Consider the following 25468-nt stretch of genomic DNA (forward strand, 5'->3'; position numbering starts at 1 on the left):
CAACCGAGTGAGGTACTCCCATGGCCGTTGGCAAGGTTTCTGACACTGATTTCGAAGCCGAAGTGCTCAAGGCGAACGGCCCTGTGGTCGTCGATTTCTGGGCCGAATGGTGCGGTCCCTGCCGCATGATCGCGCCCGCCCTCGACGAGATCGCCGGCGCGATGGGCGACAAGGTCAAGATCGTGAAGCTCAACGTCGACGAGAGCCCGAAGACCGCGTCGAAGTACGGCGTGATGTCGATCCCGACCCTGATGATCTTCAAGGGCGGCGAGATGGCCTCCCGCCAGGTCGGCGCGGCGCCGAAGGCGAAGCTGCAGCAGTGGATCACGTCGGCGGTGTGATCCGCCTCGCGAGTAACTGAGAATTCTGCAACGGCCGGCAACACGCCGGCCGTTTTGTTTTTTGTCGGCGGCAATCATGCCGATCTCGTTTCGGCAAGTTTGGCGAGACTGGCGAGAACATCGGGAAAGTCCGACGCGACAGCCGGACCGATCTCGGACGCTTGCGGCCCTCGCGCGTCCGCGGCGTAAACGATGCGCGTGCGCGCCGGTCCAGGAGAATCGCCAAGCGGTTCGATGCGATGGGCGACTGTGATGACGAGATCGCCGACTCGCGTTTCATCGATGAAGCACACGTTCTCGCGAACCTCGATCAGTTGCGAGCGTAGCGTCTCCTCGCCGGGGGGCTTCATCGTGAACCAAGTGCCGGCCGCGAATGGCCCGTCGATGTCGATCTGCTCGATACCCGCATTCCAGTTTTTCCAGCCGGGGACATCGCGAAAGATGCCCCAGATCGTCTCTGCGGTTGCAGACGTCTCGATGGTATATTCGTTTCGCCAGACATGGCCGTCGTCCATGGCGCGCTCCCACTTTGATATGTACGCTTATAACAAGCGCCCTTATCAAGGAGTCAAACCCGCCGCCCGGATGGAGCGAAGCGGCGCTACTTGATCCATCCCGTCGCGAGCGCGTTCGCGAGCTCCGGCTGATTGTTGCGGCGTGCGAGCGCGGCCATCGCCTCGTGATCATAGACGACATGGCGGAAGGTCACTTGCCAAGCAGCATCGACGAGTTCGAGGATCGCGTAGCGCGCGTGCGACGTGCCGGCCTCGACGACATGCGGGAACGGATGCTTGTCGCGATAGCCCGGGCTACCGACGCTGCCGGGATTGACGATCAGCCGGCCGTCACGAAGCCGCACCGTGCGGGCGAGATGGGTGTGGGCGCAGAGGATCAGGGACTGCGTGATGCCTTGCGCGAACTGCTCGATGCGGTCGAGCGGCGATAGCGCCACCGTGCCGTCGGGATGCACGGTATCGAGCCAATAGACCTCGTCGTTCTCGGGCGTCGCATGGCAGAGGAAGACCCGGTCGCGAAACACGCGCGTCATCGGCTGCGCCCGCAGCCAATCGAGTTGCACGGCATTCAGCGCCGCATGGGCGGGACGATCCCACGAGCCCATCTTCTCCGGCGGACGGTCGAGCAGGTAGCGGTCGTGATTGCCGAGCACATGCACGGCGTCGAGATTCATCAGGATCTCGATGGTCCGGCGCGCGTCGAGCGGACCGCTCAGCATGTCGCCGAGATTGACGAGGTCGGCGATGCCCTGGGCGCGGATGTCGGCAAGCACCGCCTCCAGCGCGAGATGGTTTCCGTGAATGTCGGCAATCGCGGCAAAACGCATTGGCCTTCTCTCTTGCCCCGGACGCAGCGCAGCGCTTCTTCAGCGGTGCGCTGCAGAGCCGGGGCCCATGTTGCGGCATTCTGGGTCCCGGCTCTGCGGCGCATCGCTTGCGCGATGCGCCTTGTCCGGGACAAGACAGCTCATGCAGGAGGCGTGCCGTTGATGCCGAGCACGTGGCCGGCGAGATAGAGCGAGCCGGTGATCAGGATGCGCGGCGGCACCTCGTAGGCGAGCTTCGACAGCGCGCGCAGCGCGGCCTCGATGCCCGGCGCGGGCTCGACGCGCATGCCGAGGCTGCGCGCGGCGTCCGCGAGGCGGTCGGCCGGCATCGCATTCTCGGTGTCGGGAATCGGCACCGCGATGATGTGACGGGTGAGGCCGGCGAAATTGGCGAGGAAGGCCCGCGCATCCTTGTTGGCCATCATGCCCGCGATCACGACCAGCGGCCGCGACACCCGTTCCTCGAGATCGCCGAGTGCGGCCGCCGCAACGCGCCCGCCTTCCGCATTGTGCCCGCCGTCGAGCCAGATCTCCGAGCCCTGCGGCCCCCAGGAGAGCAGCTCGCCCGAGGTGATGCGCTGCATCCGCGCCGGCCATTCGGCGCCGACGATGCCGGCCTCGAACGCCGCCTGGTTGACCTTGAATGTCGAAATCGCGCGCAAAGTCGCGATCGCAAGCCCGGCATTGTCGAACTGGTGGCGGCCGAACAGGCGCGGCGCGGCGAGATCCATCAGGCCGCGATCGTCGGAATAAACCAGGCGCCCATGCTCGACATTGACGTGCCAGCTCTCGTTCGCGGCAAACAGCGGCGCGCGCATGCGCTTGGCCTGCGCCTCGATCACGGCCATCGCCTCGCCCGACTGCTCGGCGCAAACCACGGGCACGCCGCGCTTGATGATCGCGGCCTTCTCGCCGGCGATGGAGGTCAGCGTATCGCCGAGGAAGTCCGTGTGGTCCATGCTCACAGGCGTGATCACGGTGGCCGCCGGCGTATCGACCACATTGGTCGAATCGAGCCGGCCGCCAAGGCCGACCTCGAGCAGCACCGCATCGGCCGGATTCTGCGCGAACAGATGAAACGCGGCAGCCGTCTTCAGCTCGAACACGGTGGCAGGCTCGCCGGCATTGACGCGCTCGACTTCTTCCAGCGCGGCGCGCAGTTCGTCGTCGCCGACCAGCACGCCGCCACCGAGGCGACCAAGCCGGAAACATTCGTTGATGCGGACCAGATACGGCGAGGTGTAGGCGTGGACGCGCAGGTCTGCCGCTTCCAGCGTCGCGCGCAGATAAGCGAGCGTCGAGCCCTTGCCATTGGTGCCGGCGATGTGGATCACCGGGGGCAGCTTGCGTTCGGGGTGGCCGAGCCGATCGAGCAGACGATGCATCCGCTCCAGCCCAAGATCGATGCGCTTCTGATGCAGGGCCGACAGCCGCCCGATCAATTCGTCGAGCGGCGGCTTTGCGCTGTCAGGAGACGCGTTCACGCGTGCGGCGCGGCCGGCGCCGTCTCGGAAGCCGATACGATCTGCGCCGGGCTGACGACAGGCTGCACCGATTTCGACGCGGTCTCCAGCGCCGGTGCCTTGGTCAACAGGCGACAGAGCCGTGCCAGGGTCGGGCGCAAATCGTGACGATGCACGACCATGTCGACCATGCCGTGCTCTTTCAGGTACTCGGCGCGCTGGAAGCCTTCCGGGAGCTTCTCGCGGATGGTCTGCTCGATCACGCGCGCGCCGGCAAAGCCGATCAGCGCGCCGGGCTCGGCGATCTGCACGTCGCCCAGCATCGCGTAGGAGGCGGTGACGCCGCCGGTGGTCGGGTTGGTCAGCACGACGATATAGGGCTGTTTTGCCTCGCGCAGCATCTGAACCGCGACGGTCGTGCGCGGCATCTGCATCAGCGACAGGATGCCTTCCTGCATGCGCGCGCCGCCTGATGCGGCGAACACGATGAACGGCGACTTCTTCTCGACCGCGAGTTCGAGCCCACGCACGATGGCCTCGCCCGCGGCCATGCCGAGCGAGCCGCCCATGAAGTCGAAATCCTGCACGGCGATGACGACGGCGGCGCCTTCGAGCTTGCCATAGCCGACCTTGATCGCGTCGTTGAGGTTAGTTCGCGCGCGGGCATCCTTGATGCGGTCGACGTATTTCTTCTCGTCGCGGAACTTGAGCGGATCCGGCGTGACATCCGGCAGCGCGACGTCGTACCAGGTCTCGTTGTCGAAGATCGACTTCAGACGCGCCACCGCGCCCATGCGCATGTGGTAGTTCGAGCCGGGAATGACGAACTGGTTGGCCTCGACGTCCTTGTAGAACACGAGCTGCCCGGAATCCGGACACTTGATCCACAAATTCTCCGGCGTCTCCCGCCGCAGCATGTTGCGGATCTTCGGCCGGACCACATTGGTAAGCCAGTTCATGGTTTGCTCCGATGTGCGATCCCGCTCCGGAGATCGCCTGAAGGGATATATGGCTGCCGGACCCTGCCCCGGCAAGCCGCCGTGTCGTCCGCCCCAAAAGCGGAATTATGGCCTATTCCGCCGCCTGTTGTGCGCCTTTGACGCCTTGGGCCAGGGATGCCGTCAGTTCGGCGACGGCGTTAACGGTTTTGGCGGTGGCCCGGCCGTCTGCATCGAGGCTGTTCTTGAGCGCATCGACCAGCGCCGTGCCGACCACCGCGCCATTCGCATGCGAGGCGATGGCGCGCGCGGTCTCCGGCGTGCGGATGCCGAAGCCGACGCAGACCGGCAGCTTGGTGTGACGCTTGATGCGGGCAACCGCTTCGCTCACCGCCGAGGAATCCGCCGCCGCAGCACCGGTGATGCCGGTGATCGAGACGTAGTAGACGAAGCCCGAGGTGTTGGCGAGCACGGCCGGCAGGCGCTTGTCGTCGGTCGTCGGCGTCGCCAGGCGAATGAAGTTCAGGCCGGCCTTCATCGCGGGCAGGCAGAGCTCGTCGTCCTCCTCCGGCGGCAGATCGACGATGATGAGGCCGTCGACGCCGGCGCTCTTGGCATCGACAAGGAACTTGTCGACGCCGTAGATGTAGATCGGGTTGTAATAGCCCATCAGCACGATCGGCGTCGCATTGTCGTCCTTGCGGAAGCCGCGCACGAGCTCGAGCGTCTTCTTCAGCGTCATGCCGGCCTTGAGCGCGCGCAGGCCCGCCGCCTGGATCGACGGACCGTCGGCCATCGGATCGGTGAAGGGCATGCCGATCTCGATCACGTCGGCGCCGGACTTCGGCAGCGCCTTGATGATCTCGAGCGAGGTGGCGGGATCCGGATCGCCGGCCATCAGGAAGGTCACGAAGGCCGAGCGGCCCTGCTTCGCAAGCTCGGCAAAACGGATGTCGATACGCGTGGTCACTTGCTCTTGCCCCTCAGGATGTCGCCGACCTGCGGGACGTCCTTGTCGCCGCGGCCGGAGAGATTGACGACCATCAGGTGATCTTTTGCGCGCTTCGGCGCGAGCTCCATCACCTTGGCGATGGCATGCGCAGGCTCGAGCGCCGGGATGATGCCTTCCAGCTTTGAAAGCAGCTGGAACGCGGCGAGCGCCTCGTCGTCGGTCGCGGAGAGATAGTTCACGCGGCCGATCTCGTGCAGCCAGGAATGCTCGGGGCCGATGCCGGGATAGTCGAGGCCGGCCGAGATCGAATGAGCGTCCTGGATCTGGCCGTCCGCGTCCATCAGCAGATAGGTGCGGTTGCCGTGCAGCACGCCGGGACGGCCGCCCGCGATCGAGGCCGCATGAAGCTGCGTGAGCCCGTGGCCTGCAGCTTCGACGCCGAAAATTTCGACGGAGGGATCGTCGAGGAATGGGTGGAACAGGCCCATCGCATTCGAGCCGCCGCCGATGCAGGCGACCAGCGAATCCGGCAGGCGGCCCTCGACCTCCTGCATCTGCGCCTTGGTCTCGTTGCCGATGATCGACTGGAAGTCGCGCACCAGCGTCGGATAGGGATGCGGGCCCGCGACCGTGCCGATGCAATAGAACGTGTTGTGCACGTTGGTGACCCAGTCGCGCAGCGCCTCGTTCATGGCGTCCTTCAGCGTGCGCGTGCCCGACTGCACCGGGACCACCTTTGCGCCCAGCATCTCCATGCGTATCACGTTGGGCTGCTGCCGCTCGACGTCGACGGCGCCCATATAGACCACGCATTCGAGGCCGAAGCGCGCGCACAGCGTCGCGGTGGCGACGCCGTGCTGGCCGGCGCCCGTCTCGGCAATGATGCGCTTCTTGCCCATGCGCCGCGCCAGCATGATCTGGCCGAGCACGTTGTTCACCTTGTGCGAGCCGGTGTGGTTGAGCTCTTCGCGCTTGAGGTAGATCTTGGCGCCGCCGAGATGCTCGGTGAGACGCTCGGCGAAATAGAGCGGCGAGGGCCGGCCGACATAGTTCTTGAGATAGCCGTTCATCTCGGCCTGGAAGGCCGGATCGGCCTTGGCCGCGGTGTAGGCCTTCTCCAGATCGAGGATCAGCGGCATCAGCGTTTCGGCGACGAAGCGTCCGCCGAAGATGCCGAAATGACCGCGCTCGTCGGGCCCGCTGCGGTAGGAGTTTGGTTTGGCGATGTTCATCGGACGCTCAACTCTTGACTTGCATCTTGGGTGGCGCGCGCGGCGCGGATGAAGGCCTTGATCAGCTCGGGATCCTTGACGCCGGGAGCGCTCTCGACACCGGAGGACACGTCGACGCCGCCGGCGCGGGTGATGCGAAGGGCCTCCGCAACGTTGTCGGCGTGAAGTCCGCCCGAGACCATGTAGGGCAGGTTCAGATCGAGGTTTTCGAGCAGGTGCCAGTCGAACGGCGCGCCCAGGCCGCCGGGCCGCGTCGCGTCTTTCGGCGCGCGCGCATCGAACAGGATGCGGTCGGCGACCGCGGCGTAGCCGGGCAGCACGGCAAGATCGGCTGAGGTTGCGACCGGCACCGCCTTCATCACGGGGCGGCCGAACCGCTGCTTGATGTCGCGCAGCCGCGCGACGGTCTCCTTGCCATGGAGCTGGAAAATGTCCGGCGACAGCGCGTCCATGATGTTGTCGAGCGTGGCGTCATCGGCATCGACCGTGAGCGCAACCTTGAGCGCGCGCCGATTCACCTGGCGGCCGAGATCGCGGCCAAGCTCCAGCGACAGATGCCGGGGCGACGGCGGAAAGAACACGAACCCCACCATGTCGGCGCCCGCGTCGAGCGCTGTTTCGAGCGTCTCGCGCGTGGACAGGCCGCAGATTTTGACGAGCAGGGACATGGTCTCAAAGCAGGTAAAGGCCGCAACTCCGCGGCCGGAAAGCAGGGTTTTCGGTTGCGGCCGCTTCTACAACGTCGCGCGCTGCTTGTCTCGCCCGACGGGCCCGTAAAGGCCCACCCCGACGGGGGCGGGGAGGCGCTGGGAATCGGGCTTCGCCGCGGCCGTCTGGGCCCGCAAGCCGGCCAGTTCGGTCCGGGCGCTGCGCGCATCCGCCTCATGCCGACGGGCCGCGCGGCGCCAGTGCCGCTGGCCGAGCCAGACGGCACAGCCGCCGGCCAGGACGCCCAGCGCCGCCACCAGGATCAGCAGCAGGAACAGCGGCAGCGTGACCGACAATGACGGGTCGTCGGAGACAAAGGGATCGAAGGAGACCGTGACGAAATGCCGGTTGGAGACGGCGAACACCACCAGGATCAGACCCAGCGGAATCACGATCAGCGCGGTCAGGAACTTTCGCATCTCGCTTCGCTCGCCTTGAATCAAGCTTCCGGCCGCATCTTGAGCGACCGCGGGAAACCCTGACGCCGGCCTCAGTCTGCCGCGCCGGGATCCGGATGGTCGCGGTTCAGCCGCTCGCGCATTTCCTTGCCGGTCTTGAAGAACGGAACGCTCTTCTGATCGACGGGTACATGGGCGCCGGTGCGCGGATTACGCCCGGCGCGTGCAGGGCGATGCTTGACCGAGAAGGCACCGAAGCCGCGCAACTCGACGCGATCACCGCGTGCGAGAGCCGCTACGATCTCTTCGAGAATCGCATTCACAATGTTCTCGACATCCCGCTGGTACAGATGCGGGTTGTGCTCGGCGATACGCTGAACAAGTTCGGATTTGATCATCGAGAGATAGGACCCGGAAGCGTGCGGATGACCATTTCCGTGAAAATACCGTGATCTGTCAAGACGCTAAATCAAGGTTGAGCGTCGTGAAAATGCGTGACAAATGCCAAAAAAGCAGGCTGCCCCGACACTCGCCAGGCGAGAAAACCCTTAAGTGCTCGCCTGTCCCAGTCAGTTTGACGCAGCCGGCTGCCACAAGGCCAGCATTCCATCCATTCCGAACCGGTCGACGGCCTGCGCGACGCCGGTTTGCCCGATTTGATGCGCAATCGAGCCTAAACCCAGCGCTTCCAGCGTCACTGCAGCGGCCGTCTTGAGGAACGGCAGGTCGCCGAAGCGCGACTGAAGCTTGTAGTCGCGCACCGAAAGTCCCTTCTTGACGCCCTTCTGCTCGACCAGCCAGGTCACCGCCGTCTTCTCGTCGCCGATCTGGTCGATCAGCTTGAGATCGATCGCCTGGCGTCCGGTGAAGACGCGGCCGTCGGCCACTTTCTCGAGCTGCGTGTCGTCCATGCCACGCCGTTCCTTCACCAGTCCCTTGAACCAGGCGTAGGAGTCCTTCACCAGCGCGTCGAGCGCGGCCCGCGCCTCGGGACTGGTCGGCTCAAAACCGTTGGGCGCGGCCTTCAGCGGCGAGGATTTTACCTCCTCGACCTTGACGCCGATGGTCTTCAGGAGCTCGGTGACATTGGGGTACTGGAACAGCACACCGATCGAGCCGACCAGCGAGCTCTGCTGCGCGATGATGTGGTCGCTCGCGATCGCTGTGATGTAGCCGCCGGAGGCGGCAAGACCCTCGACCACGACGACGAGCGGCTTCTTCGCCTTGAGCCGGACCAGCGAGTCGTAGAGCTGCTCGGAGCCTGCGGTGGTGCCGCCCGGCGAGTTGATGTGAACGATGACGGCGGCAGCCTGCGAATTCTCCAACCGCTCCAGCGCCTGCGTGCGATCGGAATCGCTGCGGATCAGGCCGTCGATCTGGACCCGCGCAATCGAGCCGGCGGCTGCGAACGTGCCGCGTGCGCCGGGCGTCGCAATCAGCGCGAAGCCCGCAATCGCCGCGATCGCGATCAGCGCGGCCATGACGCGCCAGAACGTCAGCTTGCGGCGGATCCTGCGACGATCGACGATGATGTCCGAATCGAGCGACATCGGAATATCTCCAAATGAAAGACCAGGCGCGTTGTGCCGTCACGGCGTGACCAACGGCTTATCTGGATACATCAATTGCGGCGCAATTTGAAGAAAACAAGGCTGGTGCTGGTCGGGCCGAGCCCCCGTCACAGGCTTCTCGTCATCCCGGACAAGCGCCGCGACGCGGAGCGCTGACCCGGGATCCATACCCACAGAATTGAGTTTGGCGAAGACTTGGAGTTACCAGCTCGCGCCAGACCGCTCCCTGTGGTGATGCGTCCCGGATCTACGCGCGCTTTGAGCGCGCTTGTCCGGGACGACAGTTGAGTATGGAGCAACAAAAAAGCCCCGGCTCGCGCCGGGGCTTTGATGTCAGCGAAACGAACGTTTCGCTTACTTGCTGTCGCGGTTCTTGAGCGCGGTGCCGAGGATGTCGCCGAGCGTCGCACCCGAATCGGAGGAGCCGTACTGCGCGATGGCTTCCTTCTCTTCGGCGACTTCGAGCGCCTTGATCGACACCTGGACCTTGCGGGCCTTCTTGTCGAACTGGATCACGCGGGCATCGACCTTCTCGCCGACGGCAAAGCGTTCGGCGCGCTGGTCGTTGCGGTCACGCGCGAGCTCCGAGCGCTTGATGAAGGTGGTGAAGTCGGTACCGGCGATCTTCACCTCGATACCGCTCTCCTTCACTTCGAGCACTTCGCAGGTCACGACCGCGCCCTTCTTGACATCGCCCGGCTCGGCGAAGGGGTCGCCTTCGAGCTGCTTGATGCCGAGCGAGATACGCTCCTTCTCGACGTCCACATCGAGCACCACGGCCTTCACCATGTCGCCCTTCTTGTAGTTGTCGATCACCTGCTCGCCCGGAAGCTTCCAGTCGAGGTCGGAGAGGTGGACCATGCCGTCGACGTCGCCCTCGAGACCCAGGAACAGACCGAACTCGGTCTTGTTCTTGACCTCGCCCTCGACCACCGAACCGGTCGGGTGACCTTCGACGAAGACCTCCCAGGGGTTGCGCATGGTCTGCTTGAGGCCGAGCGAGATGCGGCGCTTGACGGAATCGACTTCGAGCACCTGCACTTCGACTTCCTGCGAGGTCGAGACGATCTTGCCGGGGTGCATGTTCTTCTTGGTCCACGACATCTCGGAGACGTGGATCAGGCCTTCGATGCCCGGCTCGAGCTCGACGAACGCACCGTAGTCGGTGATGTTGGTGACGCGGCCGGTGAAGCGGGCACCCAGCGGGTACTTGGCTTCGATGCCCTGCCACGGATCGTCCAGCAGCTGCTTCATGCCCAGCGAGATGCGGTGCGTCTCGTGGTTGATCTTGATGATCTTGACCTTCACGGTCTGGCCGATCGAGAGCACCTCGGTCGGGTGGTTGACGCGGCGCCACGCGATGTCGGTGACGTGCAGCAGGCCGTCGATGCCGCCGAGATCAACGAACGCACCGTAGTCGGTGATGTTCTTGACCACGCCGTCGATGACCTGACCCTCTTCGAGGTTCTGCACCAGCTCCTGGCGCTGCTCGGCGCGGGTCTCTTCCAGCACCGTGCGGCGGGAGACGACGATGTTGCCGCGGCGGCGGTCCATCTTGAGGATCTGGAACGGCTGCGAGTTGTTCATCAGCGGCGCAACGTCGCGGATCGGACGGATGTCGACCTGCGAGCGCGGCAGGAAGGCCACGGCACCGTCGAGGTCGACGGTGAAGCCGCCCTTGACCTGGTTGAAGATGACGCCGTTGACCTTCTCGTTGTTCTGGAACGCCTTCTCGAGCTTGCCCCAGCTCTCTTCGCGGCGCGCCTTGTCGCGCGACAGCACGGCTTCGCCGAGGGCGTTCTCGATGCGATCGAGGAACACTTCCACCTCGTCGCCGACCTTGATCTCGCTGTCACGGCCGGGGCCGGAAAATTCGCGCAGGGCGACGCGGCCCTCGGTCTTCAGGCCGACGTCGATGACGGCCATGTCCTTTTCAATTGCAACCACCTTGCCCTTGACGACGGAGCTTTCCTGCAGGTTGCCACCTGCGAAGGACTCGTCGAGCATCGCGGCGAAATCGTCACGCGAGGGGCTATAGGTATCAGCAGAAGTCGAAGCCATTTGTTCTCCAGTTGCGGATGTCTTGCCGGCCGTTGGGTTCATGGGCGCATCGCACGCGCAGTGTCGGAAGGTCCGCAAGACCTTCGAGCGACCGCTTGCTGCCCCGGCTGGCACCGGAACGGCGGAAGCGGGCCGGCTGAGGCCCGCGCGTTCGATACGTGGAAATCTTCGTCCGGAGCCTCGATCGCACCGGTCCCGAAACAGGCGGACCGGGGTATCGACCTCAAAGAGCGGGAGCGGGCGCTTCCTCCAATGACGGCTGCGGCTTAACCCCGCGACCGGCCCGCTCGGACGGCCTCGATAATGTCGATGGCGGCCCGGACGCCGCCTTCTATATCCAGTTGGGAGTTATCTAGCAAGTAAGCATCGGGTGCGGGTTTCAGCGGCGCAATCGGCCGGTTCTTGTCGCGTTCGTCGCGCTGGATGATGTCGGCGAGCACGGCCGCCTCGTCCGCCGCCTCGCCCCGCGCCTTGGCCTCCATGGTGCGGCGGCGGGCGCGGACCTTGGGGTCCGCCACGACAAAGATCTTCACGTCGGCATGGGGGCAGATCACGGTTCCAATGTCCCGGCCGTCCAGCACCGCCCCTGGCGGATCGGCGGCGAATTGCCGCTGGAAATTGACCAGCGCCTCGCGAACCCTTGGGATCGCCGAGACGATCGAGGCGCCCTCTCCGACCTTCTGGGTCTTCAGGGCGGGATCGCCGAACTTTTCCGGATCCAATTCCAGCGCCGCCGCAACCGCGGCCGCCTCGTCGCGGAGATCATGGCCCGATTGCATCAGGGCATAGGCGACCGCGCGATAGATCACGCCGGTATCAAGATGACGATAACCGTAATGATGAGCGAGACGCTTGCCGAGCGTCCCCTTGCCCGAGGCCGCGGGCCCGTCGATGGCGATAATCATGAAAACTCGGCCCCAAGCGAACGCATCATCGGAATGAAATCCGGGAAACTGGTGGCGATGAAGGCGGTGTCGTCGACGGTCACGGGCTGGTCGGAGGCGCAGCCCATCACCAGCGCGGACATCGCGATGCGATGGTCCATGTGGGTGGCGACGGTGCCACCACCCGGAACGTGACCGCGGCCCTGGACGATCAGATCGTCGCCGGAGACCTCGACCTTGACGCCGTTGACGCGCAGCATCTCGGCGGTGGCCTCCAGGCGATCGGATTCCTTGACGCGCAGCTCCTGCAGGCCGCGCATGATGGTCGTGCCTTCGGCGAAGGAGGCCGCCACCGCCAGCACGAGATATTCGTCGATCATCGACGGCGCGCGCTCCGGCGGCACCTCGACGCCGCGCAGCTTCGACGCGCGCACGCGCAGCTGCGCCATCGGCTCGCCGGCATCGCCGCGCACTTCGCTCTCCTCGATCGAAGCGCCCATTTCGCGCAGCGTGGTGAACAGGCCGGTGCGCAGCGGATTGGTCATGACATCCGACAGCACGACATCGGAGCCCTCGGCGATCAGCGCCGCAACGACCGGGAAGGCCGCCGAGGAGGGATCGGCGGGCACCACGACGTTGGCGCCATGCAGCTCGGGCTGGCCCACGAGGGTGATGCGGCGGCCGTGCTGGCCCTCCTTGGTGGAGGTGATGTCGGCGCCGAAGTGCTTCAGCATCAGCTCGGTGTGGTCGCGACTGGCCTCGCTCTCGATGACCGTGGTGGTGCCCGGGGCGGCGAGGCCCGCGAGCAGCACGGCGGATTTGATCTGAGCCGAGGCGACCGGAGTCTTGTAGGTGATCGGCAGCGGATCGCGCGCGCCCTGGAGGGTCAGCGGCAGGCGGCCGCCCTCGCCGCCGGAGACGACCCTGGCGCCCATCTTCTCGAGCGGGTCCAGGATCCGGCGCATGGGACGGCTGCGCAGCGAGGCATCGCCGTCGAAAACCGCCGAGATCGGGCAGCCGGCGACGGCGCCCATGACCAGCCGGCAGCCGGTGCCGGAATTGCCGAAATCCAGCGCCGCCTTGGGCTGGGCGAAGCCTGCGACGCCCACGCCCTGCACCTTCCAGGCGAAATCGCCGGTGCGCTCGACGCTGGCACCCAGCGCCTGCATGGATTTGGCGGTGTTGAGGACGTCCTCGCCCTCCAGCAGGCCCGAAATCCGGGTCTCGCCGACCGCGAGCGCGCCCAGGATGAGGGCGCGGTGGGAGATCGACTTGTCCCCGGGCACCCGTACTTTCCCGGTCAGGGGACCGTTTGCGCGCGACTGAAGCGGCCTCGGTTGGTCGGAATGGGTCAAGATTGTGTCCTTGGATGTGCTCCGGAGAGCTGGGGCGCAGGTACCACATGGTCCGCGCCCCGTCACCGGCATGTCTTTCTCCCGTAATGCGCTATTGACAGCGGGCCGCCAACTAGCCAAGTGAAACACCGCTTTTCAGACATTCCCAGGATTCCTCTGCCGTGGCCAAGTCCGAACTCGGAACCAAACGTATTTGCCCGACCACGGGCAAGAAGTTCTATGACCTCAACAAGAATCCGGTGATCTCGCCCTATACCGGCGAAGTGGTCCCGATCGCGCCCGTGGCGCCTGCGCGCACGACTCGCGGCGCCGAAGCTCGCCACGCAGCGGCCGCGGACACCACGCCGGAGCCGGCGGAGGCCGAGGAATTGGTCTCCCTCGAGGAGGCCGATGCCGAGGAGAACACCGGCAAGGTCAAGGCCGTCGTGCCCGAATCGGAGGACGATATCGAGGTCGACGAGACCCTCGACGACGACGATGACGATGATTCGACCTTCATCGCCGACGAAGAAGAGGGCGATGAGGACGTTACCGACATCATTGGTGATGTCGGGGGCGATGAAGAGACTTGAGATCAGCCCTGATCTGTGAAAAAGGGTGCACCGCGCGAGTCGCCTAGGGCTCGCCGGCCGGGACGGATCCCCCAGGATCCTCCCCACTGGAAGACTTAAGGGGCCATAGCTCAGCTGGGAGAGCGCTTGCATGGCATGCAAGAGGTCGGCGGTTCGATCCCGCCTGGCTCCACCAGCCTTCGCGAAGCGAAGGCTGCCGCGCCGAAGCCCGCAGGGCGAAGGCGGGCTTTGAATTAAATCTCAACTACTCCCCGATCACCGCATTGAGCCGGTCGCGCAGCGCGACGATCTCGTCTTTCATCGCGACCAGCTCCGACACCGAGCAGTCCGACGCCGCCAGGATCGACTGCGGCACGGCGCGCGCCTTGTCTTTCAGCGCGTGGCCCTGCGGCGTCAGCGCGATCAACACCTGGCGCTCGTCCTCGCTCGAGCGGGTGCGCTTGACGAGGTGGGCGGCCTCGAGGCGCTTCAGCAGCGGCGTCAGCGTGCCCGAATCCAGAAACAGCCTCTCCCCGATGTCCTTGACCGGCACGTCGTCGCGCTCCCACAGCACCAGCATCACCAGATATTGCGGATAGGTCAGGCCGAGGCGGTCGAGCAGCGGCTTGTAGACGCGATTGAAGGCGTGCGCGGCCGAATAGACCGCGAAGCAGATCTGGTTGTCGAGCCGCAGCGGCGCGTCCGCTGCCGATAGTTTCCGAGCCATGGAGAATCTCACGAGGTTTGTCCGCATTGTGGGGCCGCGCCGCCGTACATTCAATTGTGAACAATTAAATGTGAGACGTCGCAATTTCAATTGCGCACAATCTAATTGTCTGCGATAGACATCGCACCCCACCGAAACCCAGGGAGACGAAAATGTCCGTGAACGTCCTTTACAAGACCAGTGCAAAAGCCACCGGCGGCCGCGACGGCCATGCTGCGACCCTCGACGGCGCGCTCGACGTCAAGCTCACCACGCCGAAGGAGCTCGGCGGCGGCGGCGGCGCCGGCAACAATCCCGAGCAGCTGTTTGCGGCCGGCTACGCCGCCTGCTTCATCGGCGCGATGAAGTTCGTGGCCTCGCAGGGCGGCCCCAAGGTTCCCGCCGACGCCGCCGTCACCTCGACCGTCGGGATCGGCCCGCGCTCCGAAGGCGGCTTCGGCCTCGACATCGACCTCGCCGTCTCGCTGCCGGGCCTCGCCCGTGCCGAAGCCGAGGCGCTGGTCGCGAAGGCGCACCAGGTGTGCCCCTATTCCAATGCCACGCGCGGCAATGTCGACGTTCGCCTGACGGTCGTCTGATCAAACGGCGGATTGGCTGGCCCGGGATCCCCCTCGGGCCGGCCGCTTCCGGTTGAATTTGCCACCTCGCGGGATGGCCGCGCCGCGGCGCATACGGCTCCACGCCCGGCGCCATTGCTGGCGCAAATAAACCTCGCTAGGCCTGTGATCCAACGACCGACACAGGGGAAGCGAAGGCATGACTGAAGCCGTTATGGGTGCAATGAGCGGACTGCGCGTCATCGATCTCACGCGCGTGCTCGGCGGCCCCTACTGCACCCAGATCCTCGCCGACCATGGCGCCGACGTGATCAAGGTCGAGCCGCCCGCCGGCGACGAGGTGCGCGACTGGGGCCCTCCCTTCCACGACGAGGACGCGGCCTATTTCATCGGCATCAACCGCAACAAGCGCTCGATCGGCCTCGACCTCGCCTCCGAGGGCGGCCGCGTCGTGCTGCTCAAGATGCTGGAGACGGCCGACGTCCTGATCGAGAATTTCAAGCCGGGCACGCTGGAGAAATGGGGCATCGGCAACGAGGTGCTGCGCGAGAAATTCCCGCGCCTCGTGCATTGCCGGATCTGCGGCTTCGGCGCCGATGGCCCGCGCGGCGGCAATCCCGGCTATGACGCCATCATCCAGGCCATGACCGGCATGATCGCGGCGACCGGTTCGCCCGAGAGCGGGCCGATGCGAATCGGCGTGCCGCTGGTCGACATCACGACCGGCCTCTATGCGGCGATCGGCATCCTGATGGCGCTGTCGGAGCGGCAGCGCTCGGGCAAGGGCCAGTTCCTGGAGACCACGCTGTACGAGACCGGCCTTGCCATCATGCATCCGCACACCGCGAACTATTTCATGCATGGCAAGCCGCCGGGCCTCACCGGCAACGAGCATCCGAATCTCGTGCCTTATGCGATCTTCCCGACCAAGACCGACAACATCTTCATCGGCGTCGGCAATGACGGCACCTTCCGCAAGCTCGCCAAGGAGATCGGCAAGCCCGAGCTCGGCACCGATCCGCGCTTTGCCCGCAACAAGGACCGCATCGCCAATCGCGAGGCGCTGCGCGCCGAGCTTGCCGCGGTGTTCAGCCAGCACGAGGCCGAGCCGCTCTGCAATCGCCTGCTCGCGGCGGGCCTGCCCGCAGGCCCGGTGCAGAAGATCGACCAGGCGTTGACGAACCCGCACACGATCTACCGCGGCGATATTATCGAGAAGGACTGGTACAAGGGCGTCGCCTCGCCGATCCGGCTCGATCGCAGCAAGCCGAGCCTGCGCCGGCTGCCGCCGAAATTCAGCCAGCACTCGGCGGAGGTGCTGGGCGAGTTCGGATATTCCAAGGCCGAGATCGACGCGATGGTCGAGAAGGGCACGGTCTGCGGCCCCGAGCGCAAGCGCTAGGGCAACGATGCTGCGCTCCCTCTCCCCCCTGCGGGAGAGGGTTGGGGAGAGGGTGTCTCCGCAATGGGACAATCCCCCAGAGGAGAGAGCCCTCACCCCCGCGCCTTCGGCGCGACCTCTCCCGCAAGCGGGAGAGGTTTTGGAGCCCGCGGCCTGATCGTCGACCTCACACGAGCAATGCCGCACTGCGGCGCGACCCACGCGTGTGCAGCGCGAACGGACGAGGCTGTCCGCGTCGCATTCGCCTATTTGACGGCTTCCCTTTTCCAGCGCTTGCCGCTTTCGTTTCGGCCGCTTACACAGTCATGTGAACGTCATATGGCGCTGCTAGCGCAAGCGCTTCTTTATTGACGGCCAAGGGAGGTTTTCTTGATGGCACTTCGACACTTTGGGGCGGCTGCCGCATTTGCAATCACGGTCGGCATGTCGGCCTCGCCGGCCCTGGCCGTGACCGAAATCCAGTGGTGGCACGCGATGACCGGCGCCAACAACGACGTCATCGTCAAGCTTGCCACCGACTTCAACGCGTCGCAGAGCGACTACAAGGTCATCCCGACCTACAAGGGCAACTATCCCGACACGATGAACGCGGGCATCGCCGCGTTCCGTGCCGGCAACGCGCCGCACATCATGCAGGTGTTCGAAGTCGGCACCGCGACCATGATGGCCGCGACCGGCGCCGTGAAGCCCGTCTACAAGCTGATGGCCGACGCCGGCGAGAAGTTCGATCCCAAGATCTATCTGCCCGCCATCACCGGCTACTACTCCACGTCGAAGGGCGAGATGCTGTCGTTCCCCTTCAACTCGTCCTCGACCGTGATGTGGGTCAACCTCGACGAGTTCAAGAAGGTCAACGCCGAGATCCCGAAGACCTGGCCCGAAGTGTTCGAGGTCGCCAAGAAGCTGCACGACAACGGTCATCCGACCTGCGGCTTCTCCGGCTCATGGATCACCTGGGTCAACCTCGAGCAGCTCTCCGCCTGGCACAACGTGCCGCTCTCGACCAAGGCGAACGGCCTCGACGGCTTCGACACCAAGCTCGAGTTCAACGGCCCGCTCCAGGTCAAGCATCTCGAGAAGCTGGTCGAACTTCAGAAGGACAAGACCTACGACTACGCCGGCCGCACCAACACCGGCGAAGGCCGCTTCACCTCGGGTGAGTGCGCGATCTACCTGACGTCGTCGGCCTTCTTCGGCAACGTCAAGGCACAGGCCAAGTTCAACTTCAACGCCGTGCCGATGCCCTATTATCCCGACGTCAAGGGCGCGCCGCAGAACTCGATCATCGGCGGCGCTTCGCTCTGGGTCATGGGCGGCAAGTCGGCCGAGGAATACAAGGGCGTCGCAAAATTCCTGACGTTCCTCTCCGACACCGATCGCCAGGTCTACATCCACAAGGCCTCCGGCTATCTGCCGATCACCAAGGCGGCCTATGAGAAGGCCAAGGCCGAGGGCTTCTACAAGGACCAGCCCTATCTCGAGACCCCGCTGCTCGAGCTGACCAACAAGGAGCCGACCGAGAACTCGCGCGGTCTGCGCCTCGGCAACATGGTGCAGCTGCGTGACGTCTGGTCGGAAGAGATCGAGCAGGCGCTGGCCGGCAAGAAGACCGCCAAGCAGGCGCTCGACGCCGCTGTCGAACGCGGCAACACGATGCTGCGGCAGTTCGAAAAGACCGCTGTGAAGTGAGGCATCGAAGCGGCAGGCCGCGACCCGGCCTGCCGCTTCTGCTGACATCATGCAAAAGCAAGCCATTTTCCAATCAAAGCTATTGCCTTACGCGCTGGTTGCGCCGCAGCTCGCGATCGTCCTGATTTTCTTCTACTGGCCGGCCCTGCAGGCGGTGATCCAGTCCTTCCTGCTCCAGGATGCCTTTGGCCTGTCGAGCACCTTTGTCTGGTTCGACAATTACATCGAGCTGTTCAGGGATCCCGCCTATTTCGAGGCGATCGTCCGGACGTTCTTCTTCTCGTTCGCGATCGCCGTGTCGTCGCTGTCGTTCGCGCTGCTGCTCGCCGTGATGGCCGACAAGCCGCTGCGCGGCTCGATGCTCTACCGCACGCTCCTGATCTGGCCCTATGCGGTCGCGCCGCCCGTGGTCGGCGTGCTCTGGATCTTCATGCTGCATCCCTCGCTTGGCGTGCTCTCGCGCTATCTGCGCGGCCTGGGCGTCGACTGGAATCCGCTGCTCGACGGCAACCAGGCCGCAGCGCTGATCATCCTCGCCGCCGCGTGGAAGCAGATCTCCTATAATTTCCTGTTCTTCCTCGCCGGCCTGCAAGCCATCCCGAAAAGCGTGTTCGAGGCCGCCGCGATCGACGGCGCGCGGCCGATGCGGCGGTTCTGGACCGTGACCTTCCCGCTGCTGTCGCCCACGATCTTCTTCCTGCTGGTCGTCAACATCGTCTACGCCTTCTTCGACACCTTCGGCATCATCGACACCATGACCCGCGGCGGGCCCGGAACATCGACGGTCACGCTGGTCTACAAGGTCTATTCCGACGGCCTGCTCGGCGGCAATCTCGGCAGCTCGGCGGCGCAATCGGTGATCCTGATGGTCATGGTCATCGTGCTGACGGGAATCCAGTTCCGCTTCGTCGAACGCAAGGTGACCTACTGATGGTCGAGGACGAGGGCATCAGGCGCTACGTCGCCCATTTCATTCTCTGGATCGGGATCGCGATCGTCGCATTCCCGGTCTACATCGCGATCGTCGCCTCGACCCAGGACAACGCACTGATCGCGAACGGGCAGATGTCGCTGCTGCCGGGCGGGCACTTCTTCGAGGTCTACTACCAGACCATCTTCGTCGGCACGAGCGGCTCGACCCGCGAGCCCGTCGGCAACATGATGCTCAATTCGCTGGTGATGGCGCTGGCGATCGCGATCGGCAAGATCGCGATCTCGATCATCTCGGCCTATGCGATCGTGTATTTCCGCTTTCCGTTCCGGATGCCGATCTTCTGGATCATCTTCATCACCCTGATGCTGCCGGTCGAGGTGCGCATCTATCCGACCTACAAGATCGTTGCCGATTTGCACATGCTCGACAGCTATGCCGGCCTGTCGCTGCCGCTGATCGCATCGGCCACCGCGACGCTGCTGTTCCGGCAGTTCTTCATGACCGTGCCGGACGAATTGCTGGAGGCCTCGCGCATCGACGGCGCCGGTCCCTTGCGCTTCTTCTGGGACACGCTGTTGCCGCTGTCGCGCACCAACATGGCGGCGCTGTTCGTGATCCTGTTCATCCTCGGCTGGAATCAATATCTCTGGCCGCTGCTCATCACCACCCGCGACGACATGCAGACCATCCAGGTCGGCATCCGCAAGATGATCACCACCACCGACGCGCTGACCGAATGGCCGATCGTGATGGCGACCGCCGTGCTGGCCATGCTGCCGCCGGTGTTCGTCGTCGTCGCCATGCAGAGACTGTTCGTGCGCGGCCTGGTCGAGACGGAAAAGTAGGTTCTTGGAAGTGAGTTTTCATGGCTAACGTCACCCTGCGCAATGTCCGCAAGACCTACACCGGCGGCTTCGAGGCCATCAAAGGCGTCAACGTCGATGTCGCCGACGGGCAGTTCTGCGTGCTGGTCGGCCCCTCCGGCTGCGGCAAGTCCACGCTGCTGCGCATGGTTGCGGGGCTCGAGACCGTCACCGGCGGCGAGATCGACATCGGCGGCCGCGTCGTCAACCAGATCGAGCCCGCCGATCGCGACATCGCGATGGTGTTCCAGAACTACGCGCTCTATCCGCATATGAGCGTCTACAACAACATGGCTTACGGCCTGCGCAACCGCGGCATGGCGGAAGCCGAGATCAAGACCCGCGTCGAGGAAGCCGCGCGCGTGCTCGAGCTCACATCGATGCTGGAGCGCAAGCCGCGCCAGCTCTCCGGCGGCCAGCGCCAGCGCGTCGCGATGGGTCGCGCCATCGTGCGCCAGCCGAAGGTGTTTTTGTTCGACGAGCCGCTCTCGAACCTCGATGCCAAGCTGCGCATCGCGATGCGCGTCGAGATCCGCAAATTGCAGCGCCGGCTCAACACGACCTCGATCTACGTCACCCACGACCAGCTCGAGGCGATGACGCTCGCCGACGTTCTCGTCGTGATGAATGGCGGACAGGTCGAACAGGTCGGCAATCCCCTGGCGATCTACGAGAAGCCGGCCACGACCTTTGTCGCCTCGTTCATCGGGGCACCGCCGATGAATCTGATGTCGACGCGCTCCGACGAGATCAAATCGCAGCTCGGTGGCAGTGCGGCTGACGCCGGCGTCCTCGGCATCCGCCCGGAGGATTTCGTCATCACCGACCAGACCCCGGCCGGCGGCGTCGCCCTGCCGCTCACGGTGGAAGCGATCGAGCGCGTCGGCGCCGAGACCTTCGTCTACGGTTCCCGCGAGCAGGAAGACCAGCGCGTCGCCGCCACGCCCGGCGAGCTGCCGCCCGGCGAGGTCATCGTCCGCATCCCCGGAACCGAGGCGCCAGCGATCGGCGCAAGAATCCGGGTCGCCGCGATACGGCCGAAGCTGCACCTTTTCAGCGACGACGGGCGGACGCGGCTGGAGGCCTGAGCGGTTCCGCGGGGCCGCTCGATCAAAAACCGCGAAAACAACCCCTTGCACAGTAGAAGGGGCCTGTTTTCATTGGGATAAGTCGTCGGTCAGATTCGTCATGACCCGGGGCTGCTCCTGGCTACGATGATCCTGGAGCATCTATGCGATGTTGGGCCAGGCGCCGCTGGAAGCAATGAATCCACAGCCCAGCGCTACGTCCTTGAACCACCACGGGGATATGCCCATATTGCTGACCAAGGGGCGCCGCTTCCGGGCCCTGAAATGCCAAAGTCGCTTCGAGAGGACTTTGTAAACTATGTCTCGTGTTCCCACGCTTTCCAGTCCGTTCCTTCTGGGCTTCGACGAGATCGAGCGCGTGCTCGATCGGGTCGTCAAAGGCGCCGACGGTTACCCTCCCTACAATATCGAGAGGTGCGACCGGTCGGACGGCCAGCCCGAGCGTTTGCGCATCACGCTGGCGGTCGCCGGATTCACGCGCGACCAACTCGATGTAACCATTGAGGAAAACCAGCTCGTGATCCGCGGGCGGCAGCAGGACGACAAGACCCGGCAATACATCCATCGCGGCATCGCCGCGCGTCACTTCCAGCGCACCTTCGTGCTGGCGGAGGGGATGCTGGTGCTGGGTGCGGATCTGAAGAACGGGTTGTTGTCGATCGACCTGGCCCGGCCTGAACCGGAGAGGATCGTTAAGACAATCGCTATCAATGAGCACGAATAATGGAACGAGTAGCGGACTCGACCGCTTAGTTTCTGTGAAGGAGTCGAGACCATGAGTGAAGGTCACGTTGCGTTCGAATACGAAGCCAAGAACGTCTCTCCGGAGACGCTGGCAACCCTCGGCGAAGGCCATATCGCCTATGTGAAGCAGATCCGCTCCGAGGACGTGCCTGGGCTATTCCCCGAGGCTCCGAAGATTGCGCCCGGCCTGAAGCTCTTCGCGCTCCACGCCGCCGATGGCACGCCGATCATGCTGACCGACAGCCGCGAAGCCGCGGTCGCCAACGCCTGGAGCAACGAGCTGCAAGCCGTCAGCGTGCACTGAGCGCACGCGCGTCGCACGAATAGAGTTTTAGCGGGCATGCCTTCGCACGAAGGTGTGCCCGTTTCTATTTGGGCGACAGATCGCCTGCACTCTCGCAATGACGGAGTGTGAGGCTACTGCCCTACCCACGCGTCATTTCAGAAAGCCAAGCCCTTCGCGCGCGGTGTCGGTGGCCCATTTATCGGTCGGCGGCAGCGCGAGCACGCTGTTGAAATCCGCGCGCGCATGTTTGGCGTCGGACATCATCATGTAGAGCAGGCCGCGATTAGCCAGCACATCCTGGTTTTTGGGATCGAGTCGAAGCGCCTCGTTGTAGTCGGCGAGCGCGCGATCGTGCTGTCCCATGTCGCGAAACGCAGCGGCGCGATTGTTGTAGGCCGTCGAATTGCCGGGCTGAAGCCTGATCGCTTCGTCGAAATCGGCGATGGCATGTTTGTCGTCGCCCTTCTTGTGCCAGGCGACGGCGCGCGCCAGATAGGCCTTCACGAAAGCCGGAGCGATCCGTGTGACTTCGTCAAACTCCCGGATGGCCCCATCGGGGTCGTCCTTTTTCAGGAGGACGACGGCCCGGCAATAATGGCCGCCGGCACTCCCGGGCTCCAGACGGACCGCGCTGTTGCAGTCGTCGAGAGCCTCGTCGATCTCGCCTTTGTCGAAATGGACGGCGCTTCGCAGCTCGTAGGGCCACGCGGCCGCCGGATTCCGCTGCATGGCCTCGGTGTAATCGGCGACGGCGTGATCGGTGTCGCCCTTCGCCGCATACGCCTCCCCTCTCATGACAGTCGCAAAATAGGCTTGTTTGGGATTGCGTTCGATCGCCTCGGTGAACCCGGCGATCGCGAGATCGAAGTCGCGCCTGTTGAAATATTCCTGCGCCCGCGATGTGTAAGACGGTCCGTAGCCGGGATCGAGGCGAATGGCCTCGTTGTAGTCGGCCAAAGCGTGATCCCGATCGCCTTTGGCCGAATAGGCGCGACCGCGGCAGTTATAGGCCCGCCCGAAATTCGGATCGATCCGTATCGCAGCGCTGCAGTCCTCGAAGGCGCGGTCCTTGTCCCGCTTCATGTACCAGGCTTCGCCACGCAGCTCGTAAGCGACCGCATTGGTCGGGTCGGCTACAATGATCTCGGTCTTTTCCGCGATGACGCGGTCGTTGGATGCCTCGTCGGCATGGGCCACGGCCGTGGCGGCGATGGTGACCGAGCAAAGCAGGCCGAAGACCCGGCCGATCGAACCGCAAACCATATCTCAAACTCCTGCGCCGAAGCCGTGCCGGTCGCCGGTGGATATGGTGACGAGATATCACAGCGCCCGGCTGCGAAATAAGTCGCAGACGGCGCGGCTTCGGTTCGAACGGGTGAGGGTTACGCCGCAGGCGCCGCCACACATTCGGGCAAGCAAACCTGTGCCGGTTTTGCTTTGCATCTCGCGGCTGGTAGATCGTCGCCATGAACATGATCGCACCCGTCCCGGTCACCAAATTGGAGATTTCGTCCGGCACACCGCTTTGTGACGCCCTGCTTGCGCTCAACAACGGCCACGCAGAGGAGTTGTCATGGCTCGAACGCGAGCGGCTGCAAGACCTCGTCGCGCAAGCCTTCTACGCCCGCAGGATCGGCAATCTCGATGCTTTCATGATCGCATTGGACCAGGACGGACAATACGACAGCCCGAACTTCCTGTGGTTTCGATCCCGCTACGCGCGCTTTGTCTATGTCGACCGGATCGTGGTCGCAGCTTCCGCTCGAGGCATGGGATGCGCGCGCCGGCTTTATGCCGACCTGTTCGATCGCGCGGCCGAGGCCGGGTACGATCGCATTGTCTGCGAAGTTAACCAGCAGCCTCCGAATCCGGCGTCGGATGCCTTTCACGCTGCATTGGGATTTGCCGAGGTCGGCCGCGCAAGCATCCACAAGGGCAGCAAAACGGTACGCTATCTGTCGCGCACCCTCTAAACGCACTCAAGAAAGCAGATCGGGCGGCCTTAGGCCGCCGTCGCCGGCGGCAGCGCAAGCACCGAGTAGATCGCCTGCGCGTCGCGCGAGGCGCGCAGCTTCTTGGCGATGTCCTGGTCGCGCAAAAGGCGGGCGATACGGGCGAGCGCCTTGAGATGATCGGCGCCGGCCCCTTCGGGGGCGAGCAGCAAGAAGACGAGATCGACCGGCTGGCCGTCCATCGATTCGAAATCGATCGGGCGATCGAGGCGCGCGAACAGGCCGAAGATCTTTTCCAGCTTGGGCAGCTTGCCGTGGGGAATCGCGACGCCATAGCCGACCGCGGTGGTGCCGAGCTTTTCCCGCTGCAGCAGCACCTCGAACACGGCGCGCTCGTTCTGTCCGGTCAGCTCGGCAGCCTTGGCCGCGAGCTCCTGCAAGGCCTGCTTCTTGCTGTTGACCTTCAATGCCGGGAGAATCGCCTCGGGTGCGACCAGATCGGTAATCGGCATGGAGGGTTTCCGAGGTGAATTAAACCGTCAGGTTCCGAATTGGCCAGCTTGGAGAGAAACCACGCCGGGCCGGCGTCAAGAAGGTGAAGCAGGAGGGGGACTTAGCCCCGGTCCTGATGTGGGGCGCTTCTACTCCAACGCAATCCCGGTGCCAACTCCTGCGTGCGGCTTTGCCCCGGTCATTGTTAAGGCCTGCGGATCGTACGGGGCCCGAATCCGGCCCTAACCGCCCGCTTTGCCATCGGCCTTGCCTCCGGGCGGGTCGACCCAGCCCACATTGCCGTCGGCCCGGCGGTAAATGATGTTCACCCGGCCGCTGGAGCCATGCTGGAACACCAGGCAGGGTGCCCCGCTGAGGTCGAGTTCCATGACGGCTTCGCTGACCGACAGCTGCTTCAGCGAGGTGGTTGCCTCGGCGATGATCACCGGGCTGTAGCCGGTGACCTCGTCCTCGTCCTCACCCTCGCCCGGCGCTTCCAGCACGTAGCTGGTGGCGTCCATGGCCGCGAGAGCGGCGGAGGCGACATGGGCCTTGCGGGCCGAGCGGTCCTTGAGCCGGCTCTTGTAGCGCTTGAGCCGCTTCTCGATCATCACGAGAGCCTGGTCGGCGCTGGCATAGGCGTCCGGCGCGTTCGAATCGGCCTCCAGCGTAATTCCCGAATCGAGATGCAGCGCGCAATCGGTCCGGAAGCCGAAGCCATCCTTGCTCAGCGTGATGTGGCCGGAATAATTGCCGTCGAAATATTTGCGCAGGACCTCTTCGGTCCGGTCGGAAACGCGGCCGCGCAGGGCCTCGCCGACACTGACGCTCTTTCCCGAAATGCGGAGAGTCATGTGAACCTCACCTGGTTAGGTTCTTGTCTGCGCGTGATCCATGCGGACAACCGCTGCACACCTGGCGCTGGCGCGGCCCTCCGG

28 protein-coding genes and 1 tRNA gene are annotated in these 25468 nt (G+C 64.5%); 12 read left to right on the forward strand and 17 right to left on the reverse strand.

All coding sequences use genetic code 11. The features are described 5' to 3' along the window. Positions 1-20: 20 nt before the first annotated feature. Positions 21-341 carry a thioredoxin gene (gene trxA / locus WN73_RS28460; RefSeq protein WP_007598398.1) on the forward strand — a complete coding sequence of 107 codons (321 nt, stop codon included), beginning with the start codon at positions 21-23 and terminating at the stop codon, positions 339-341. Positions 342-415: 74 nt separating this feature from the next. Here the strand turns inward: trxA and WN73_RS28465 are convergent, their stop codons facing one another. The 13 genes from WN73_RS28465 to aroA all read right to left on the reverse strand — a co-directional run bounded on the left by WN73_RS28465 (position 416) and on the right by aroA (position 13245). Continuing rightward, positions 416-856: an SRPBCC family protein gene (locus WN73_RS28465; protein WP_011083574.1), complete on the reverse strand. Its 441-nt coding sequence runs from the start codon at positions 854-856 to the stop codon at positions 416-418. Positions 857-942: 86 nt separating this feature from the next. After that, positions 943-1683: a metallophosphoesterase family protein gene (locus WN73_RS28470; RefSeq protein ID WP_271555681.1), complete on the reverse strand. Its 741-nt coding sequence runs from the start codon at positions 1681-1683 to the stop codon at positions 943-945. A 140-nt stretch (positions 1684-1823) separates the two neighbouring features. Next, the gene (locus WN73_RS28475; protein WP_271555683.1) at positions 1824-3167 is read right to left on the reverse strand and encodes a bifunctional folylpolyglutamate synthase/dihydrofolate synthase; all 1344 of its coding nucleotides are present in this window, start codon (positions 3165-3167) and stop codon (positions 1824-1826) included. Beyond that, a complete protein-coding gene (accD, locus tag WN73_RS28480) occupies positions 3164-4105 on the reverse strand; it encodes an acetyl-CoA carboxylase, carboxyltransferase subunit beta (protein WP_011083571.1) in 942 nt (313 codons plus the stop codon). The genes WN73_RS28475 and accD overlap by 4 nt, the downstream gene beginning before the upstream one ends. A 112-nt stretch (positions 4106-4217) precedes the next feature. Beyond that, positions 4218-5054, reverse strand: coding sequence for a tryptophan synthase subunit alpha (gene trpA, locus WN73_RS28485; protein WP_011083570.1), 837 nt, complete (start codon positions 5052-5054; stop codon positions 4218-4220). Beyond that, positions 5051-6268: a tryptophan synthase subunit beta gene (gene trpB / locus WN73_RS28490; RefSeq protein WP_011083569.1), complete on the reverse strand. Its 1218-nt coding sequence runs from the start codon at positions 6266-6268 to the stop codon at positions 5051-5053. The genes trpA and trpB overlap by 4 nt, the downstream gene beginning before the upstream one ends. Continuing rightward, positions 6265-6936: a phosphoribosylanthranilate isomerase gene (locus tag WN73_RS28495; RefSeq protein ID WP_028172494.1), complete on the reverse strand. Its 672-nt coding sequence runs from the start codon at positions 6934-6936 to the stop codon at positions 6265-6267. Before WN73_RS28495 ends, trpB begins: the two co-directional genes overlap by 4 nt. Positions 6937-7002: 66 nt before the next feature. Continuing rightward, entirely contained in the window at positions 7003-7395 is a 393-nt protein-coding gene (locus WN73_RS28500; RefSeq protein ID WP_011083567.1) for a lipopolysaccharide assembly protein LapA domain-containing protein, read from the reverse strand. 71 nt (positions 7396-7466) lie between these two features. Continuing rightward, entirely contained in the window at positions 7467-7772 is a 306-nt protein-coding gene (locus WN73_RS28505) for an integration host factor subunit beta (RefSeq protein ID WP_008539997.1), read from the reverse strand. 171 nt (positions 7773-7943) lie between these two features. Next, positions 7944-8924 carry a signal peptide peptidase SppA gene (gene sppA, locus WN73_RS28510; RefSeq protein WP_028172493.1) on the reverse strand — a complete coding sequence of 327 codons (981 nt, stop codon included), beginning with the start codon at positions 8922-8924 and terminating at the stop codon, positions 7944-7946. 375 nt (positions 8925-9299) lie between these two features. Then, positions 9300-11006, reverse strand: coding sequence for a 30S ribosomal protein S1 (gene rpsA / locus WN73_RS28515; protein WP_027546860.1), 1707 nt, complete (start codon positions 11004-11006; stop codon positions 9300-9302). Between the two features lie 266 nt (positions 11007-11272). Beyond that, positions 11273-11911 carry a (d)CMP kinase gene (gene cmk / locus WN73_RS28520; RefSeq protein ID WP_028172492.1) on the reverse strand — a complete coding sequence of 213 codons (639 nt, stop codon included), beginning with the start codon at positions 11909-11911 and terminating at the stop codon, positions 11273-11275. Further along, positions 11908-13245 (reverse strand): 3-phosphoshikimate 1-carboxyvinyltransferase, encoded by a 1338-nt coding sequence (aroA, locus tag WN73_RS28525; RefSeq protein WP_028172491.1) that lies wholly within the window; start codon positions 13243-13245, stop codon positions 11908-11910. Before aroA ends, cmk begins: the two co-directional genes overlap by 4 nt. Before the next feature lie 161 nt (positions 13246-13406). Here aroA and WN73_RS28530 point away from each other — a divergent pair, with 161 nt between their 5' ends. Together WN73_RS28530 and WN73_RS28535 are read left to right on the forward strand one after the other, a co-directional pair. Then, positions 13407-13817 (forward strand): TIGR02300 family protein, encoded by a 411-nt coding sequence (locus WN73_RS28530; RefSeq protein ID WP_011083562.1) that lies wholly within the window; start codon positions 13407-13409, stop codon positions 13815-13817. A gap of 99 nt (positions 13818-13916) precedes the next feature. Beyond that, a tRNA-Ala gene (locus WN73_RS28535) sits at positions 13917-13992 on the forward strand. A gap of 69 nt (positions 13993-14061) precedes the next feature. On the opposite strand, the gene WN73_RS28540 is transcribed toward WN73_RS28535, so the two are convergent. Beyond that, the gene (locus WN73_RS28540) at positions 14062-14523 is read right to left on the reverse strand and encodes a MarR family winged helix-turn-helix transcriptional regulator (protein WP_028172490.1); all 462 of its coding nucleotides are present in this window, start codon (positions 14521-14523) and stop codon (positions 14062-14064) included. A 152-nt stretch (positions 14524-14675) separates the two neighbouring features. Between WN73_RS28540 and WN73_RS28545 the strand changes: the two genes are divergently transcribed. From WN73_RS28545 to WN73_RS28580, 8 genes are all read left to right on the forward strand, one after another. Further along, positions 14676-15101, forward strand: coding sequence for an organic hydroperoxide resistance protein (locus tag WN73_RS28545; RefSeq protein ID WP_011083560.1), 426 nt, complete (start codon positions 14676-14678; stop codon positions 15099-15101). Positions 15102-15279: 178 nt separating this feature from the next. After that, complete coding sequence (locus tag WN73_RS28550) at positions 15280-16482, forward strand: CaiB/BaiF CoA transferase family protein (protein ID WP_028172489.1); 1203 nt, start codon at positions 15280-15282, stop codon at positions 16480-16482. Between the two features lie 372 nt (positions 16483-16854). Further along, complete coding sequence (ugpB, locus tag WN73_RS28555) at positions 16855-18171, forward strand: sn-glycerol-3-phosphate ABC transporter substrate-binding protein UgpB (RefSeq protein WP_011083558.1); 1317 nt, start codon at positions 16855-16857, stop codon at positions 18169-18171. Between the two features lie 49 nt (positions 18172-18220). Beyond that, positions 18221-19102, forward strand: coding sequence for a sn-glycerol-3-phosphate ABC transporter permease UgpA (ugpA, locus tag WN73_RS28560; RefSeq protein WP_028172488.1), 882 nt, complete (start codon positions 18221-18223; stop codon positions 19100-19102). After that, positions 19102-19950, forward strand: a complete 849-nt coding sequence (gene ugpE, locus WN73_RS28565) for a sn-glycerol-3-phosphate ABC transporter permease UgpE (protein WP_011083556.1) — start codon at positions 19102-19104, stop codon at positions 19948-19950. Before ugpA ends, ugpE begins: the two co-directional genes overlap by 1 nt. 20 nt (positions 19951-19970) lie before the next feature. Further along, on the forward strand, positions 19971-21056 hold the full coding sequence (locus tag WN73_RS28570; protein WP_271555695.1) for a sn-glycerol-3-phosphate import ATP-binding protein UgpC: 1086 nt from the start codon (positions 19971-19973) through the stop codon (positions 21054-21056). A gap of 298 nt (positions 21057-21354) precedes the next feature. Next, on the forward strand, positions 21355-21780 hold the full coding sequence (locus WN73_RS28575; protein WP_011083554.1) for an Hsp20 family protein: 426 nt from the start codon (positions 21355-21357) through the stop codon (positions 21778-21780). 51 nt (positions 21781-21831) lie between these two features. After that, on the forward strand, positions 21832-22104 hold the full coding sequence (locus WN73_RS28580) for a DUF1150 family protein (RefSeq protein ID WP_011083553.1): 273 nt from the start codon (positions 21832-21834) through the stop codon (positions 22102-22104). Positions 22105-22236: 132 nt separating this feature from the next. On the opposite strand, the gene WN73_RS28585 is transcribed toward WN73_RS28580, so the two are convergent. Further along, positions 22237-23349: a tetratricopeptide repeat protein gene (locus tag WN73_RS28585; RefSeq protein ID WP_271555698.1), complete on the reverse strand. Its 1113-nt coding sequence runs from the start codon at positions 23347-23349 to the stop codon at positions 22237-22239. Positions 23350-23552: 203 nt separating this feature from the next. On the opposite strand from WN73_RS28585, the gene WN73_RS28590 reads away from it, so the two are divergent. Continuing rightward, complete coding sequence (locus tag WN73_RS28590; RefSeq protein ID WP_082755703.1) at positions 23553-24059, forward strand: GNAT family N-acetyltransferase; 507 nt, start codon at positions 23553-23555, stop codon at positions 24057-24059. A gap of 29 nt (positions 24060-24088) precedes the next feature. Here WN73_RS28590 and ptsN read toward each other — a convergent pair whose 3' ends face one another. Both ptsN and hpf read right to left on the reverse strand, forming a co-directional pair. After that, complete coding sequence (gene ptsN, locus WN73_RS28595; protein ID WP_011083550.1) at positions 24089-24550, reverse strand: PTS IIA-like nitrogen regulatory protein PtsN; 462 nt, start codon at positions 24548-24550, stop codon at positions 24089-24091. A 222-nt stretch (positions 24551-24772) separates the two neighbouring features. Then, positions 24773-25384, reverse strand: a complete 612-nt coding sequence (hpf, locus tag WN73_RS28600) for a ribosome hibernation-promoting factor, HPF/YfiA family (protein WP_011083549.1) — start codon at positions 25382-25384, stop codon at positions 24773-24775. Between the last annotated feature and the right edge of the window lie 84 nt (positions 25385-25468).

Source organism: Bradyrhizobium sp. CCBAU 45394 (assembly GCF_028128655.1).
GTDB classification, from domain to species: domain Bacteria; phylum Pseudomonadota; class Alphaproteobacteria; order Rhizobiales; family Xanthobacteraceae; genus Bradyrhizobium; species Bradyrhizobium diazoefficiens.